Genomic DNA, 14,346 nt, shown 5'->3' on the forward strand with positions numbered 1-14,346 from the left:
TAAGTGGATGCTGAAATAACCCTGCAGGTGGACGGCAGTGAACGGACACTGACCGTGGACACCCGCACCACCGTACTGGACGCGCTGCGGGACCGGCTCGGAGTGACGTCCCCCAAGAAGGGCTGCGACCACGGGCAGTGCGGGGCCTGCACCGTGCTGCTGGACGGGCGGCGGGCGAATTCCTGCCTGACCCTCGCGGTGGCGCACGACGGCGCGGAGGTCATCACGGCGGAGGGACTGGCCGATGTGGTCCCGGACGGTCATCTGCATCCGGTGCAGCAGGCTTTCCTGGAACAGGACGGTTTCCAGTGCGGTTACTGCACTCCGGGGCAGATCTGTTCCGCGGCCGGAATTATCGAAGAAGCCGCTGCCGGGCATCCCTCCACCGCCACAGATCCGGCGGCCGAGGGCGGCATCGACCTCACCGATGATGAGATCCGCGAGCGCATGAGCGGGAACCTGTGCCGCTGCGGCGCCTACGTCAACATTGTGGCCGCAGTGCGGCAGGCGGCCGAGGCGGCCGCTTCCCTCCGCAAGGGACTGCCCGATCCCGCCGAACCTGCCGTCCCGGATTCCCCCACCGCAGCCTCGATGCCCTCCCATCCGGAGGACCGGTCATGATCCCCTTCGACTACCGGCGTGCCCAGGATGCCGCCTCCGCCGTTGCCCTGGTCTCCGCCGATCCCAACGCCGCGTTCCTGGCCGGCGGCACCAACCTCGTGGACCGGATGAAACTCGGGATTGCCTCACCCGCCCTGCTGGTGGACGTCAGCCGGCTGCCGCTGGACACCGTGGACGTGCTCGACGACGGCCGGGTACGGATCGGCACCAATGTCCGTAACGCAGACCTCGCGGCCAACACCCACATCCGCCGCCGCTATTCGGCGCTGTCGGCGGCTTTGCTGTCCGGGGCCTCCGGACAGCTGCGGAATCTGGCCACCACCGGCGGCAACCTCCTGCAGCGCACCCGCTGCGTGTACTTCCAGGACCCCACCACCCCCTGCAACAAACGCGAACCCGGGACCGGCTGCTCCGCCGTCGACGGCTACACCCGCTACCACGCCATTTTGGGCGCATCGGAGGACTGCGTCGCAACCCACCCCTCGGATATGGCGGTGGCCCTGGCCGCACTGGACGCCGCCGTGGTGGTCCTCGGGCCGGCCGGGGAACGGATCATTCCCCTGAGCGACTTCCACCGGCTGCCCGGGAACGAGCCGCAGCGGGACACGGTGCTGGAACACGGCGAGCTCATCACCGCCGTCGAACTCCCCCCGGCACCCGCCCGGTCCGCCTACCGCAAGGTGCGGGACCGCGCGTCGTACGCCTTCGCACTGGTCTCCGTGGCGGCCGCCCTGGAACTGGAGGACGACGGCGCGAACCCTCCGGTGATCCGTGACGTGCGCATTGCCCTGGGCGGCGTGGCGCACAAGCCCTGGCGCGCACTTCAGGCGGAGGCCGCACTGCGTGGAGCGGAGGCAACCGAAGAGAATTTCCGCGCTGCCGCGGACCTCGAGCTGGCGACGGCTGAACCGCTGCGCGAGAACGGCTTCAAGATCCCCATGGTCCGCAATACGCTGGCCGCGGTGCTGCGGGATCTGGCCGGGGCCCCTGCCCCCGACGCAAGCGCTGCAGGAACTGATCATCCCGAAGGCCCTGACGGACCCGGGGACACCGGCTGGGAGGAACTGGATTCATGAGCAACCTGCTGCCCGGGAGGGCCATCGGCACGCCGTATGAACGCCTCGACGGCGAACTAAAGGTCAAAGGCACCGCCCCGTACGCGTATGAGCAGCCGGTTCAGAACCCGCTGTATCTGTATCCCGTGCTTTCGACCATTGCCCGCGGCGCTGTGGAGCGGGTGGAAACCGCCGCCGCCGAAGCCATCGACGGCGTCTTCACGGTCCTTACCTCCGAGACAACGCCCCGTCTGGAAGACCCCTCCGACCGGGAGCTGGCAGTCCTGCAGGACAACGCCATCGGCTACCGCGGGCAGATTGTTGCCGCGGTCCTGGCCGAATCCCCGGAAATTGCCCGGGAAGCCGCGGCTGCCGTCACCGTCACCTACACCGAGGAGCCGTTCTCCGCCCAACTGCGCGCAGATCATCCGGAATTGTATGCGCCCGAGGAACTCAATGCCGGCACGCCTACGGACAGCAGCGAGGGGGACGTGGATGCCGCTTTTGACACCGCTGCGCTGAAGATCGACCAGACCTATTCCACTCCGGCCGAGCACAACAATCCGCTGGAACCGCACGCCACCGTGGCGCAGTGGGACGGCGCCGTGCTGACCCTGTGGGACTCCACCCAGGGCGTGCATGCCGTGAAGGGCACGCTGGCGCAGGTGCTCGGGCTGGAAGAGGAACAGGTCCATGTCATTGCCCCGCACGTGGGCGGCGGTTTCGGTTCCAAGGGCATGCCGCACGTCCATGTGGTGATGGCCGCCCTGGCGGCGCAGGTCACCGACGGGCGGCCGGTGAAGTTTCCGGTCAGCCGCCAGCACATGTACACGCTGACCAGCCACCGCACCCCCACCCTCCAGCGCATCCGGCTGGGAGCCGCCGACGACGGCCGTCTCACCGCCATGTCACTGGACATCGTGGAACACACCTCCCGGATCAAGGAATTCGCCGAGCAAACCCCGGCGCCGTTCCGGATGATGTATGCCGCCCCCAACCGGAGCACCACCACCCGCCTGGCGCCACTGGACATCCCGGTGCCCTCGTGGATGCGTGCACCGGGCGAGTGTCCGGGCATGTTCGGTCCCGAAGTCGCGATGGATGAACTCGCCGCCGCAGCCGGGCTGGATCCCATTGAACTGCGGCGCCGGAATGAGCCGGAGGTGGATCCGGAGACCGGGAATCCCTGGTCCAGCCGGCATTTGCTGGCGTGCTTTGACCTCGGCGCCGATCGCTTTGGCTGGGACCGGCGGGTCACCCGGCCCCGCTCCGTGCAGGAGGACGGCTGGCTGGTGGGCCTGGGCACGGCCAGCGCCGTCTACCCGTTCATGCGCCAGCCGTCCAACACCGCGCGGATCCGCTATGAGCAGGACGGCATCTACTCGGTGCAGATTGGGGCGGCGGACATTGGCACCGGCGCCTGGACGGCCCTGACGCAGATCGCCGCCGACGCGCTGGACGTGCCGATCGACCGGATCCGGCTGGGTATCGGCGACACGGCCTTCCCTGCCGCCTCGGTGGCCGGGGGATCTTCCGGAACGGCCAGCTGGGGCGGAACAATTATTGCCGCCGCGCGTGCGTTCCGGGCCGACCACGGAGAACATCCCTCCCCCGGGGCGCAGACCGAGGCGAACGCTCCGGAGGACCCCGAGGCGGAGAACCTGGCCCTGTATTCCTTCGGCGCGCATTTCGCCGAGGTCCGGATCTCCTCGGACACCGGCGAAATCCGGGTACCCCGCATGCTGGGCGTTTTTTCCGCGGGACGGATCATCAACCCGCGCACCGCGCGGTCCCAGTTCCTGGGGGCGATGACCATGGGGCTGGGCATGGCGCTGCATGAGCAAAGTGTCCTGGATCCGAGGTTCGGGATCTTCGTGAACCACGACCTGGCCGAATACCACATTCCCACCAACGCAGATGTGCTGGACATGGAAGCGCTGTGGATTGAGGACGTGGACGAGCATGCCGGACCGCTGGGCGCCCGCGGCATCGGCGAAATTGGAATTGTGGGCAGCGCGGCGGCGATCGCCAACGCCGCGTACAACGCCTCCGGGATCCGGGTCCGGGACCTGCCGCTGACGCCGGATAAGTTTCTGCTCTGACCGTCCGTCATAAAGGGTGCCGGGAGGAGCCGGCGTCTTAGGCTGACTGCATGACTGCCGTGCGCCCTGCCTCCTCCGTGCTCACCGGCAGGTTTGTCCGGCTTGAACCGCTCACAACCGGTCTGCTTCCGGAGCTGCACCGTGCCATCGCCGTTCCGGAAGTCTTCGCCGGGGGCTACGGCGGCGGCCCCGCGGGACTGCACCCGGAGCCGGACGCCTTCGCCGCCTGGGCGCAGACCTACTACCGGTGGGATGCCCTGCCATTCGCGGTGCGGCTGCTCCAAGACGGCAGGCCCGGTCCCGTGGCGGGCACCAGCACCCTCGCGGACCTGGACCTGCGCCAGGAGACGATTCAGCTGGGGTGGACTGCGTACAGCCCTTCTGTCTGGGGCACTGCCGTCAACGCCGAGACCAAGCTCCTGCTGCTGGAGCATGCCTTCGGCGCGGGGTTTGGCCGTGTCAGTCTTCAGGCCGATTCCCGCAATGCGCGTTCAAGGGCCGCCATCGAAAAGCTTGGCGGGACGTTCGAGGGGATCCTGCGCCGGGACCGGCTCCGCGCGGACGGCAGCTGGCGGGACACTGCGGTTTATTCCATCCTCGCGCCGGAGTGGCCCGCCGTGCGGGTGGCCTTGGAAGACAGGCTTAGCCGTTTCTCCGGCGTGGCGAACGCCGGTCCGACCGTGCAGGGGCAGCGTCAGCGCTGATCCGGGCCCGGTCCACCCGGCGTGGTGGAACCAACTGCCGGCTCAGGCGCGCTCCGGCGGACTCCCGGGTATCCGGACCGAGGCCACCACGGAGGCAGCAGATACACCAGCGAACCCAGCCAGCCGTCGACGTCGTTGTCCCCGGAGACTACCCACTGCTCAATCCATGCCGCATAGGCGCCGCCCAGATACGCAGCCGTTGCTTCAAGATTGACTGCCGGCACCACGCCATGCGCCTTCCAGACGTGCAGCGACAGGAGGAAGCGTTGGGCCAACCCGCCGGCCATGACGCCCAGGAAGGTTTCGGTATGGAACAACGCCCGATAGACCCGCTCCTCCTCCCTGGTGTGCTGGAGGATTCGCCGCACGGAATCAATGTAGAGCACGTTGATTTCCTCCACGGTCCGCCCCGTGCCGCGCTGATCCACGTCCACGGTGCCCAGCCGGTCCACGACGCCGGCGTAAACCGATGCCGCAAAATCGAAAATATTGCGGTGGTGGCCGTAAAACGTGGTGCGGTGCACCCCGGCCCGGCGGCATAGTGCCGCCACGCTGATGTCCGCGAGTTCGTGATCGCGCAGCAATTCCCACAAACCGGCTTCCAGAGCTTCCCGGGTGCGGGCTGTCCGGGGTTCATCGTGAGAAGAACGCCGCTGGGGCTTGGGGTCTTCCGGTTCAGGCATGGAACTTATCTTCTCAGATACACGAAAGGGCCCCGCCGAAGCGAAGCCCTTCCGTGCCGCGGCGCTGGGGGACGCCGCAAGCTTATGTAGTTGCCGTTAGTGGTTGGCCAGGCCGGCCGTTTCGCCGCCGTCCACCACAAATTCGGCTCCGGTGGAGAAGGAGGAATCGTCGCTGGCCAGGAACAGGATCATGTTGGAGACTTCCTCAGCCTCGCCCATGCGGTGAAGCGCAACATGGTTCATGGGATTCTCCATGCCCTCGGTCATCGGCGTCTTGATGACGCCGGGGTGCACCGAGTTGACGCGGATGCCGTACTTGCCCAGATCCAGGGCCACCGACTTCGTCAGGCCGCGCACTGCGTACTTGGTGGCCGTGTAGCCGGGAAGCTCCACGAACCCCTGCAGGCCGGCGGTGGAGGAGATGTTGATGATGGAACCGCCCTTGGACTCCTTCAGCGCCGGGATGGCGGCCTTGATGCCTAGGAACACACCGGTGAGGTTGATGTTCACGATGGCGTTCCACTGATCCAGCGTGAAGTCCTCGATATGGCCGAAGTTGGCAATACCGGCATTGTTGACCAGTACGTCCAGTCCGCCGAATTCAGTCACTGCTGTTTGGACCGCGGCTTCCCAGTCTGCGGGCTTCGTGACATCCAGGTGGACGTAGCGGGCGTTCTCGCCAAGCTGTTCGGCGGTCTTCTGCCCCTCGTCATCGAGAATGTCGCCGATGACAACCCGGGCGCCCTCGTCCACCAGGCGCTTGGCGTGGGCAGCGCCCATACCCCGTGCACCGCCGCTGATCAATGCCACTTTTCCGCTGACGCGTTCCATTACAAATCTCCTTAGGTGTGAACACGATGTTCTTTGCTATTCAACACCTGTCGAAAAGATTCTAGTCCCAATTGAACCCGTTTGTGGCACAGGGAACAACGCGGCGTGTCGCGCGCACCTCGCCCGAAAGGCCGCTGCCGGCCTCTAGCCGGCCTCCGCCGCAGGCCGCAGCCCTTGCCGCGGCGGCAGCGGAATGATGGCGGACGTTCGGTACTGGTACTGCACATAATCCGGGTAACGGGACCGCGAGATGCTCTCCGTGAACACGGTGGATCCCATAAAGAGCAGGGTGAGCAGCAACGCCCCCAGGATGGTCCAGTGCAGCCACGCCCCTGTGGCTGCCACCGCAAAGCCGTAGAACAGCCACCACTGCGCCTGCTCAAAAAAGAAATTGGGGTGGCGGGAGTACCGAAAGAGCCCGGACTGCAAAAAGCCTGGCGTCGGGGTGCGCCCGGACTTTCGCTCCTGACCCTTCCACTGTTGGAAGTTCCACTGCTGCTGGTCAGCAGCAGTTTCTCCGGCCAGGGCGCCCGCGAACAGCACTGCGAGGATCCAGTCTCCGGCATTGAGCGGGGCAGGGTTCTGGTACACGGTCAGGGCCGGCAGAGTCATCAGGAAGATGATGATGTTCTGGTAAATGCTGATGAACGCGAGGTTGAAGACGGCAAACTGCCACGGCTTCATGCGCTGACGCAGGATCGCCCACCGGTAGTCTTCCCCGCCGGGAGCGTAGCCGCCCTTGCGAGCAAAGTTGAACGTCAGCCGGGCGCCCCACAGAGTGACCAGCACTGCCATCAGGACCAGGCGGCCCTCAAAGCCGGAGGCCACCGCAAAGACCCACACATAGGCGAGGGGAACCAGGGACCAGATGCGGTCAGTCCAGGAATACTCCCGCGTGATGAGCGAGAGCAGCCAGGTGCCCGCACAGACGGCGGCAAAAATCCACAGACACACCATGACCGGATTCATCTTTGGAGAATACGCGCGGGAGCAGTAGCGGGGGAACGGTGGATGCCCGTTCACGAGGCGACGGCAGACGGTCCGTTCCGCACGGACCCCTAACGACGGCGGCTGGTAGCCTCGGCGCATGACCTCACTTTTGCTGCGGCCCTGGCGGCAATCCGACGGCGGCGCGCTGGCAGCCGCCTACCGCGCAAGCTCCGACTTGGACCGGCGGCTGGACCCGGACGCGGAAACACCCGCCGGCGCGGAACGGGTCGTCGGGGAGGATTTGGGCTGGGATTCACAGACGGCCTGCAATCTGGCTATCGTGGCCGATGGTACGGCGGTGGGCAATGTGGGCCTCAGCCGTATCGATCCTCGTCACGGCACGGCATGGACCTATTACTGGTTGGCGGCACCGGCCCGGGGACGGGGATTGGCGGCACGCGCAACGGCAACCCTTGCCCACTGGGCAGCGGAAGAACTGCAGCTTCACCGGTTGGAGCTCGGACACCGCACCAACAACCCTGCGTCCTGTCGAGTCGCCCGGTCCGCTGGGTTTGCCGCCGAGGGAATTCAGCGGGACAAGCTGCACTATGACGGGGAACGGTTTGATGTGGAGATCCACGCCCGGCTGGCGACCGATCCGGTTCCGGCGCTTCAGCTGCTCGAGTTGAGGCTGCCGTGAGCGGAGAAGGGCGTAGGCACGAAGCCTCGCCGACCGACAGACCGGGCCTGATCGCGGTCTCCTACGTCATCTTCCGCAATGGACCTTCAGTGCTGCTGCAGCGGCGCGGCACCACCGGATATCTGGACGGTTTCTGGGCGACGGCGGCAGCCGGGCATGTGGAGGCGGGTGAGTCCGCCGTCGGCTGCGCTGTGCGCGAGACGCGGGAGGAACTCTGCACTGGTTTCCCCTCGCAGCACTTCCCACTTTGATGGTTCCGCACGAGCGGATGGTCTTTGAAGCCCTGTCACAGGATGCGGTGACGCCGCTGCTCACCCTCGGGTTCTCGCAGGACACCGGGACGGGTGATGCAGCGCTGACCTGCTAGCCTGTCCAGACCGGCGGCTGGGGAACTGCACGGAGCACTGTCCCACTGCTTACACGTTCCGCACGTACAGCAGTGAAAGGGCAGCATGCAGACAGGACTCTTCCGTTTCCCCCGCAGGACAACCACCGGGCGGTTTCGCAGGCGCGGACTCGTGGCCGGATTGGCCGCCGCCCTGGCACTCTCGGCGACTGCCTGTTCCAGTACCGGGGCGCAGGCAGAACCGGAATCCCAACCCACCGAAACCAAAAACGCCACCGAAGCAGCTCCGCAGCCTGCGGTGGGGCTTCCCGATACGCCTGCGGGTCTCCAGGCACAGTGGGTCCTGACACTGATCAACAGTGATACGGCGGTCGCAACTGATGGCTTTGCGGACAAGTTCGCGGACGTGATCCTCTCCGAATTGTCTGCAGAGCAACTGGCGGAGGTGCTGGAACAGGTGCGCTCCCAGGGCCCCTGGACGCCCATCACTGTCAACGCGACGGACGCCCAGGGCGTCTTCACGATGGAAAGCACCCCCGGTGACCTCATGGAACTGCAGCTTTCGGTCGATGAGGCAGGACTGATCAACGGCATTTTCTTCGGTCCCGGCACCCCGGCCCGCACGCCCGCTGCCAGCTGGGAAGAAGTGGAAACCAACATGGCAGCCCTGCCGGACGGCTCCGCCATGGCGGTTTACCGCATAGCGGACGGCTCTGCGGACGGCGCTGCGGACGGCACCTCAATCCTGGATATCGATGCCGACACCGCCAAGCCCGTCGGCTCCATCTTCAAGCTCTACGTGCTGGTGGCGGTCAGCGATGCGGTGGCTGCCGGCACGCTGTCCTGGGATGCCAAGCTCACCGTCACCGATGACCTGCGCAGCCTGCCCTCCGGAGACCTGCAGGACGCACCGGCCGGGACCGCCGTCACCGTCCGGGACGCGGCGCAGAAGATGATCTCCATCAGTGACAACACCGCCACCGACCTGCTGATGGACGCCGTCGGCCGCCCCGCCGTCGAGCAGGCGCTCAGCGACGCCGGGCACTCAGATCCGGACCGCAACACCCCGTTCCTGAACACACGGGAACTGTTCCAGCTGGGCTGGGGCGTGGAGGATTCCGTGCGCGGGCAGTGGGCGGAGGCCGACGACGACGGCCGCCGGGAGCTGCTGCAGACCCTGCCGGGCGGCGTGCTGGACATTCCGGACGCGGCGGTCACCACCCCGGTATGGCAGCAGGACCTGGACTGGTTTGCCACCGCGGAGGATCTGATGCGGGCGCATCTGGCCCTGCAGGACCGGGCCGCCACCGACGCTGGTGCACCGCTGCGGGACATCCTCGGCGCCAACAACGGACTCAACCTGGAAATCGGCGGCGACTGGACCTACATCGGGTTCAAGGGCGGCAGCGCACCGGGCGTGATGGCCGGTTCCTGGTACCTGGAACGCAGCGACGGCGAGCGCTTTGTCGTGGTGCAGCAGGGTGCTTCCTCATCTCCGGCAGAGGTAGCTGATCCCATGACGTTCTTCGGACCGGCGCAGGACGCCATTGCCCTGCTGGCGGCGGAGGGCAGGGACTGATCCCGAGCGGTGCTTCGGTTCATAAGCCACGGTCCGGATCCCCTTACCCGTGGCCACTGTCATTCTCCTCCAGGCGCTCCCTGCGGCCGGCGGACACCACTTCAACGTCGCCGCGGACGGAGAATCGGCCCAGCGCTGCCGCCGCACCAATGCTGAGGATCCATCCCATGACCGGCAGGTCGGTGCTGAACCCGGTCCAGGCCCACAGCATGGCCGCCGGCACCGCGAAGAACACGACCACGTGGATCCACTGCCCGCGCACCGGGCGCAGCAGAAGACCTAGGACCACGGCCAGGGGACCGCCCAGCAACAGGGCTCCGCCGGCTCCCCACGTCATCAGCGCCAGCCAAAACATGAAGGCTTCCATGTCCCACGCAGGCTCGTCCCGCCCCGCGAGGATGGCCGCCACGATGTACACGACCGTTACCAGCCCCAGCCACAGCGCGGTGGCAACGAACCACCCCTTGATCAAGGCAAGGTTGCCCAGCACAATCCGGGTTCTTTGCGTGGACAGGTTCCTTTCGCCCATCATGTTCCCCCCCGTCCCGTCACAGTCCCGTTTCCCCTGAACCTACACGGTGCATTGCCTACACCGTGCGTCGCGGGCCGGGGTCGTAAAGTGTGCCGTTGGAGAAGCGGTCGCTGAAATTGCCCAGGGCAAAGTCGCGCAGTTCCCCGTCTCCGGCAAGCTCAGCAGCCGCCGCCACCTGAAGCGACAGGGACGCGCGGTGCAGCTGCGCCCGGGACACCAGGTCCGGATCAGCAATGTCAGTAACCGCAGCAGCGCCAAAGGCGCCGATCAACGGCGCCAGGTCCATCGCGGGATCCCCGAGGCAGGCGTTGTCAAAGTCCACCAACCCTGAAACCCCGGGGCCGTTCCACAGCACGTTGTGCAGGCCCAGGTCGCCGTGCACGACGGCGGGAATCACCATTTCCTCGGCTGCCAGGACGTCCGCCACCACGCGGCCGGCTGCTTTGGCTTCACGGCCCGGCAGGGCCACGGTGATGCCGGCAACTATGGCGGGCCACTCCCCCGCACCGCACCATTCCCGGACCGGGCGGAGGCTGCCTCCGGACCGCGGAATGACGTCGGCCAGCGCCGCCAAGATCCGCGCAAGGGGCTCGCGCACCGCGGTCCATGCTTCAAGCGGCCGGTGGTCGCCGGGAACATAGCTGTTGAGCTGTGCGGACCAGCCGGAGCCGTGAAACGGTGTCCGCAGCACGGCCGGGATGAGAAACGGCAGCCCCGTATGGGTAAATGCGGCCAGGTTGCCCGCTTCACCCTCTGTGCTCTGCACATGGCGTGGCCCGTAGACAACGCGGACAACTGCGGCTTCTCCGAGCACCGCCACGTGATGAAAGGCTCCGCGCCGAAACTGCGCCGCGTCCCAGGGAAGATCCGGCCAAATGGAGCGGAGCGCTGTCCAGGGGTCGGACGGGCGGCTGTCCCTTCCGGGCAGGCTGGCATCAGCGCTGTGCACGGGACCCGGAACCCCGGAGCTAATCTTCAGCGCCGGTCAGGCTCACTTCAAGGCGGCCCTCCCGGACCCGGGTCCGGAACACCGGCTGCGGCGCAGTAGCCGGACCGTGCACCACTTCCCCGCTCTCCACAGAGAAGACACTGCCGTGCCAGGGACACACCACGCACAACTGGCCGCGGGTTTCCTGCAGGTGTCCCTCATGCAGCGGTCCGCCCAAATGGGAGCAGGTATCGGCAAGCACCGAGATGGTGCCGGTTCCGTCTTCGCCGTCCGTACCCTCGCGGCGCAGCACCATCAGCGGAACGCCGCCCAGTTGTGCCGGGCGCGGCCGCCCGTCAGGGAATCCCTCCACCGGGCCCAGCGAATGCCATCCGGACGGAACCTCCTCAGGAAGGTCTTCGTTCCGGTTCACGCCCGCTCCCTGCCGGTAGGAAAGGTGTCCGCCCAGGAAGCCTCCGATGCCTGCGACCGCCAGTCCGGCGAACCCGAGCAGCTTTCCGCTGCCGTGGTTGCCCCGGTTCCTCGCCAGCCACGATGCTGCGTACAGCACGGTGGCAACGGCGGTGCTGGCCTCGTGGACCACGCCCGTCCGTTGCTGCTGCGTGTCGAGCTGCGAGAAGTCAGTGACGCCGGTCAGCGCGGTGGGCATCGCCGACAGCACGCCCAGGGCCACCAGGGTTTTGGCGGCCCGTTCGTTGCCCGGCAGCACATCCAGGACGGCCGCCGAAACCCAGGCCCCCAGCGGCACGGTCACCATCAGCGGATGCACCGGGTGCCCCAGCGGAACGCCGTGAAGCGCATCGGTGACGGTCCCTTGCGGCAGCACCCTCTTCACGATGCGGGACACTGTGCCGGCGGCGGGATCCAGCCAGGCTGCGCCTTCCAGCTTGTCAACGGTACTGACCAAAGGCAGACGCGGCATGATTTTCTCCTCAGACGTGCTGGCGGAATGGTCATCAGGCTAGCCACCGCACCGGCCGGGCACCACCCGTAAGCTGGATTTCATTCTCGGCAGGACAGGAGCAGGAATGGGGCACATCGGATCCTATGTATGGGAACTGCGGCAGAAAGTCGGAAAACGCCAGCTTCTGCTGCCGGGCGCGCAGGTCCTGGTGCTGCGCACCGACGGCACAGCTCTGCTTCAGCGGCGTGTGGACAACGGTGTGTGGGAACTTCCTGCCGGTGCCTGCGAACCGGGCCAGAGCTTTGCCGGAGCTGCCGTGGCCGAGCTCTTTGAAGAGACCGGCATCCGCACCGATCCCGCCAACCTGGTGGCTTTTGCCAGTCTTTCCGATCCGAACCTGCATCAGCTGGAGTATCCCAATGGAGACCGGGTGCACGCCTTCGCGCTCTGCTTCTGCCTGACCGGCTGGGAAGGATCAGTGACCCCGGAAAAGTCCGAGGTTTCCGAAATTGGCTTCTTTCCGCTGAGCGGGGTTCCTGACCCGCTCCATCCCCCCACCCGCGAAGTTCTCCAGCTCTACGGGCAATACCTGCAGACGGGGATCTTTCAGGCTCGGTAAGCGCGGGAAGGGCATGTCAATTCACCGCCGCATTGAGCAGCCGCCGCCGTTTTGGGATTTCGCTGCCGGTACGCACCGGCAGTGAAATCCCAACACGGCAGCGAAAGGACAAACCGGGCACTAATCCGGCAGACTGGCCCCATGACTTCGGGGGAAGAAACTCAACCAAGAACGTTCCGCACGGCGATACCGCTGCGCTACCGGCTGGTCCTGGGACTCCTGGGGCTTGCGGGCGCGGCCGGCTGCGTGCTGGCCGTCGCCGAGGGCGGACGGGCCGCCGTCATCACCGGCGTGCTGGTGGCCGGCCTCTTTCTCGCCGTCATTATGATCACCGTTCGCCTCCACGTCGGTGAAGAGGGCCTGCGGATCCGTGTGGCCGGAATCGTCTCGACCGAGGTTCCCTACCGGGAGATGACGGCCGTCTCCCGGGGCCCCGTGACCGGCATGCGGCACGGAATGGGCCTGCGGATCCTGCCGGAGGGCACCGGGTACCTCGTCGGCGGACCTTCGGTCCGGATCGAATGCCGGACCGGGAACCTGCTCGTGTCCTGCAGCCGCCCCGATGAGCTGCTCGCCGCCCTGGCTCCGCGGCTTTCGGCCAATCAGGCGGCGGAGTAGTTCAGGCAGCGGAGTAGTTCAGGCGGCGGAGTAGCTAGTAGCGGCCGCCCGATGCCGCCGGCGCGCTGTCCAGCATCATCAGGTCCTCGCCGCTGAGCATCAAATCCCCGGCGGCCACGTTGTCCCGCAGATACTTGGGGGTCTTGGTGCCCGGAATGGGAATGATCCGCTGTCCCTGGGCCACCACCCAGGCCAGCGCCACCTGGGCCGGCGTCGCACCGACCCGTTCGGCGACGTCGTGCACCCGCTGCACAATGGCCAGGTTCGCCTTGAGGTTGTCCTGCTGGAAGCGGGGAAGCCTGCGGCGCATGTCATCGGCGGGCAGCTGGTCAAAGGAGGTGAACCGCCCGGTGAGGAAGCCGCGGCCCAGCGGCGAGAACGGCAGGAACGCGAGGCCGTGCTCCTCGCAGTAGGGCACGACGTCGGACAGCCGGTCCCGCGTCCAGAGCGAGAGCTCGGATTGCACCGCGGTCACCGGATGCACCGCCTGTGCCAGTTCAATTTCCTCCACGCTCGCTTCCGAGATCCCGATCGCGCGGGCCTTGCCGTCCGTGACCGTCTGTGCCATGGCGGCCCAGGAATCCTCCAGCGGCACCTCCGGATCTACCCGGTGCAGGATGTACAGGTCAACGTGGTCGGTGCCCAGCCGGCGCAGACTGGCATCAATGGACATGCGGATGTGCTCGGGACTGCCGTTTTTCACCAGCCCGGGCATGGTGCCGGCGGCGGGAGCGGCGTTGCTGACTTCCAAACCAACTTTTGTGGAAAGCACGGCCCGGTCCCGGTAACCGTCGCCTAGCGCCCGGCCCACCAGCTCCTCATTGGTGTACGGCCCGTACACATCCGCCGTGTCAATCAGGGTGGCACCAAGTTTAATGGCGCCGCGGATTACCGAGATGGACGTTTCCTCGTCCCGTTCGGCGTTCATGTCGTAGGCGTAGGTCATGCCCATGCAGCCCAGGCCGATGACACCGACCTCCGGTCCGTTGATTCCCAGCGTGGTGGTGCGCATAGCAGGCTCCTCTGGTGGTTTGGCCTGAGGCCGTTTGGGCCGCGGAACACGGGCCACTTCAAGGCTAGGAGGGCGAACCGGTCCGCGGGAAGGGTCCGCGGCCACCCGGGCGGGCACGCGCCGGGGAGGTTAAGCGAAGGTGCCGCCCTCCTCCGACCGGA

The 14,346-nt window shown here is 66.7% G+C and carries 16 protein-coding genes; 9 read left to right on the forward strand and 7 right to left on the reverse strand.

Going from position 1 to position 14,346, the window contains the following annotated elements:
• Positions 1–3: 3 nt before the first annotated feature.
• The 4 genes from KG104_RS17410 to KG104_RS17425 are packed head-to-tail and all read left to right on the forward strand — an operon-like array spanning position 4 to position 4,482.
• Positions 4–621: a (2Fe-2S)-binding protein gene (locus KG104_RS17410; protein ID WP_104053388.1), complete on the forward strand. Its 618-nt coding sequence runs from the start codon at positions 4–6 to the stop codon at positions 619–621.
• Positions 618–1,697, forward strand: coding sequence for an FAD binding domain-containing protein (locus KG104_RS17415; RefSeq protein WP_207348209.1), 1,080 nt, complete (start codon positions 618–620; stop codon positions 1,695–1,697). The genes KG104_RS17410 and KG104_RS17415 overlap by 4 nt, the downstream gene beginning before the upstream one ends.
• The gene (locus tag KG104_RS17420) at positions 1,694–3,778 is read left to right on the forward strand and encodes a xanthine dehydrogenase family protein molybdopterin-binding subunit (protein ID WP_207348208.1); all 2,085 of its coding nucleotides are present in this window, start codon (positions 1,694–1,696) and stop codon (positions 3,776–3,778) included. Before KG104_RS17415 ends, KG104_RS17420 begins: the two co-directional genes overlap by 4 nt.
• Before the next feature lie 50 nt (positions 3,779–3,828).
• The gene (locus KG104_RS17425; protein ID WP_207348207.1) at positions 3,829–4,482 is read left to right on the forward strand and encodes a GNAT family N-acetyltransferase; all 654 of its coding nucleotides are present in this window, start codon (positions 3,829–3,831) and stop codon (positions 4,480–4,482) included.
• Here the strand turns inward: KG104_RS17425 and KG104_RS17430 are convergent.
• The 3 genes from KG104_RS17430 to KG104_RS17440 form a co-directional block, all read right to left on the reverse strand.
• On the reverse strand, positions 4,473–5,165 hold the full coding sequence (locus KG104_RS17430) for a TetR/AcrR family transcriptional regulator (RefSeq protein WP_104053392.1): 693 nt from the start codon (positions 5,163–5,165) through the stop codon (positions 4,473–4,475). The two genes, KG104_RS17425 and KG104_RS17430, sit on opposite strands and share 10 nt — an antisense overlap.
• Before the next feature lie 96 nt (positions 5,166–5,261).
• Entirely contained in the window at positions 5,262–5,996 is a 735-nt protein-coding gene (locus KG104_RS17435; protein ID WP_207348206.1) for a glucose 1-dehydrogenase, read from the reverse strand.
• Positions 5,997–6,140: 144 nt separating this feature from the next.
• On the reverse strand, positions 6,141–6,965 hold the full coding sequence (locus KG104_RS17440) for a DUF1295 domain-containing protein (RefSeq protein WP_207348205.1): 825 nt from the start codon (positions 6,963–6,965) through the stop codon (positions 6,141–6,143).
• A 118-nt stretch (positions 6,966–7,083) separates the two neighbouring features.
• Here KG104_RS17440 and KG104_RS17445 point away from each other — a divergent pair, with 118 nt between their 5' ends.
• The 3 genes from KG104_RS17445 to KG104_RS17455 all read left to right on the forward strand — a co-directional run bounded on the left by KG104_RS17445 (position 7,084) and on the right by KG104_RS17455 (position 9,551).
• Positions 7,084–7,626 carry a GNAT family N-acetyltransferase gene (locus tag KG104_RS17445; protein ID WP_207348204.1) on the forward strand — a complete coding sequence of 181 codons (543 nt, stop codon included), beginning with the start codon at positions 7,084–7,086 and terminating at the stop codon, positions 7,624–7,626.
• Positions 7,623–7,877, forward strand: coding sequence for an NUDIX domain-containing protein (locus KG104_RS18280; RefSeq protein WP_307859008.1), 255 nt, complete (start codon positions 7,623–7,625; stop codon positions 7,875–7,877). Before KG104_RS17445 ends, KG104_RS18280 begins: the two co-directional genes overlap by 4 nt.
• 267 nt (positions 7,878–8,144) lie before the next feature.
• A complete protein-coding gene (locus KG104_RS17455; protein WP_207348203.1) occupies positions 8,145–9,551 on the forward strand; it encodes a serine hydrolase in 1,407 nt (468 codons plus the stop codon).
• Positions 9,552–9,594: 43 nt separating this feature from the next.
• Here the strand turns inward: KG104_RS17455 and KG104_RS17460 are convergent, their stop codons facing one another.
• From KG104_RS17460 to KG104_RS17470, 3 genes are all read right to left on the reverse strand, one after another.
• Complete coding sequence (locus tag KG104_RS17460) at positions 9,595–10,083, reverse strand: hypothetical protein (protein ID WP_104053397.1); 489 nt, start codon at positions 10,081–10,083, stop codon at positions 9,595–9,597.
• 55 nt (positions 10,084–10,138) lie between these two features.
• Complete coding sequence (locus tag KG104_RS17465; protein ID WP_181032200.1) at positions 10,139–10,903, reverse strand: aminoglycoside phosphotransferase family protein; 765 nt, start codon at positions 10,901–10,903, stop codon at positions 10,139–10,141.
• Positions 10,904–11,051: 148 nt separating this feature from the next.
• Positions 11,052–11,954 carry a Rieske (2Fe-2S) protein gene (locus KG104_RS17470; RefSeq protein WP_207348202.1) on the reverse strand — a complete coding sequence of 301 codons (903 nt, stop codon included), beginning with the start codon at positions 11,952–11,954 and terminating at the stop codon, positions 11,052–11,054.
• Between the two features lie 106 nt (positions 11,955–12,060).
• On the opposite strand from KG104_RS17470, the gene KG104_RS17475 reads away from it, so the two are divergent.
• On the forward strand, positions 12,061–12,555 hold the full coding sequence (locus KG104_RS17475; RefSeq protein WP_207348201.1) for an NUDIX domain-containing protein: 495 nt from the start codon (positions 12,061–12,063) through the stop codon (positions 12,553–12,555).
• A gap of 141 nt (positions 12,556–12,696) precedes the next feature.
• Positions 12,697–13,173 (forward strand): hypothetical protein, encoded by a 477-nt coding sequence (locus tag KG104_RS17480; protein WP_207348200.1) that lies wholly within the window; start codon positions 12,697–12,699, stop codon positions 13,171–13,173.
• A 34-nt stretch (positions 13,174–13,207) separates the two neighbouring features.
• On the opposite strand, the gene KG104_RS17485 is transcribed toward KG104_RS17480, so the two are convergent.
• Positions 13,208–14,185 carry an aldo/keto reductase gene (locus KG104_RS17485; protein WP_207348199.1) on the reverse strand — a complete coding sequence of 326 codons (978 nt, stop codon included), beginning with the start codon at positions 14,183–14,185 and terminating at the stop codon, positions 13,208–13,210.
• Between the last annotated feature and the right edge of the window lie 161 nt (positions 14,186–14,346).

The sequence above is a fragment of the Arthrobacter sunyaminii genome (assembly GCF_018866305.1).
Classification (GTDB): domain Bacteria; phylum Actinomycetota; class Actinomycetes; order Actinomycetales; family Micrococcaceae; genus Arthrobacter_B; species Arthrobacter_B sunyaminii.

Bases quoted from the DNA above. Each gene is read 5' to 3' on its own strand.
- KG104_RS17440 (WP_207348205.1), bottom strand. From the start codon at position 6,965: ATGAATCCGGTCATGGTGTGTCTGTGGATTTTTGCCGCCGTCTGTGCG.
- KG104_RS17460 (WP_104053397.1), bottom strand. From the start codon at position 10,083: ATGATGGGCGAAAGGAACCTGTCCACGCAAAGAACCCGGATTGTGCTG.
- KG104_RS17420 (WP_207348208.1), top strand. From the start codon at position 1,694: ATGAGCAACCTGCTGCCCGGGAGGGCCATCGGCACGCCGTATGAACGC.
- KG104_RS17435 (WP_207348206.1), bottom strand. From the start codon at position 5,996: ATGGAACGCGTCAGCGGAAAAGTGGCATTGATCAGCGGCGGTGCACGG.
- KG104_RS17475 (WP_207348201.1), top strand. From the start codon at position 12,061: ATGGGGCACATCGGATCCTATGTATGGGAACTGCGGCAGAAAGTCGGA.
- KG104_RS17470 (WP_207348202.1), bottom strand. From the start codon at position 11,954: ATGCCGCGTCTGCCTTTGGTCAGTACCGTTGACAAGCTGGAAGGCGCA.
- KG104_RS17480 (WP_207348200.1), top strand. From the start codon at position 12,697: ATGACTTCGGGGGAAGAAACTCAACCAAGAACGTTCCGCACGGCGATA.
- KG104_RS17415 (WP_207348209.1), top strand. From the start codon at position 618: ATGATCCCCTTCGACTACCGGCGTGCCCAGGATGCCGCCTCCGCCGTT.
- KG104_RS17425 (WP_207348207.1), top strand. From the start codon at position 3,829: ATGACTGCCGTGCGCCCTGCCTCCTCCGTGCTCACCGGCAGGTTTGTC.
- KG104_RS17445 (WP_207348204.1), top strand. From the start codon at position 7,084: ATGACCTCACTTTTGCTGCGGCCCTGGCGGCAATCCGACGGCGGCGCG.
- KG104_RS17430 (WP_104053392.1), bottom strand. From the start codon at position 5,165: ATGCCTGAACCGGAAGACCCCAAGCCCCAGCGGCGTTCTTCTCACGAT.
- KG104_RS17485 (WP_207348199.1), bottom strand. From the start codon at position 14,185: ATGCGCACCACCACGCTGGGAATCAACGGACCGGAGGTCGGTGTCATC.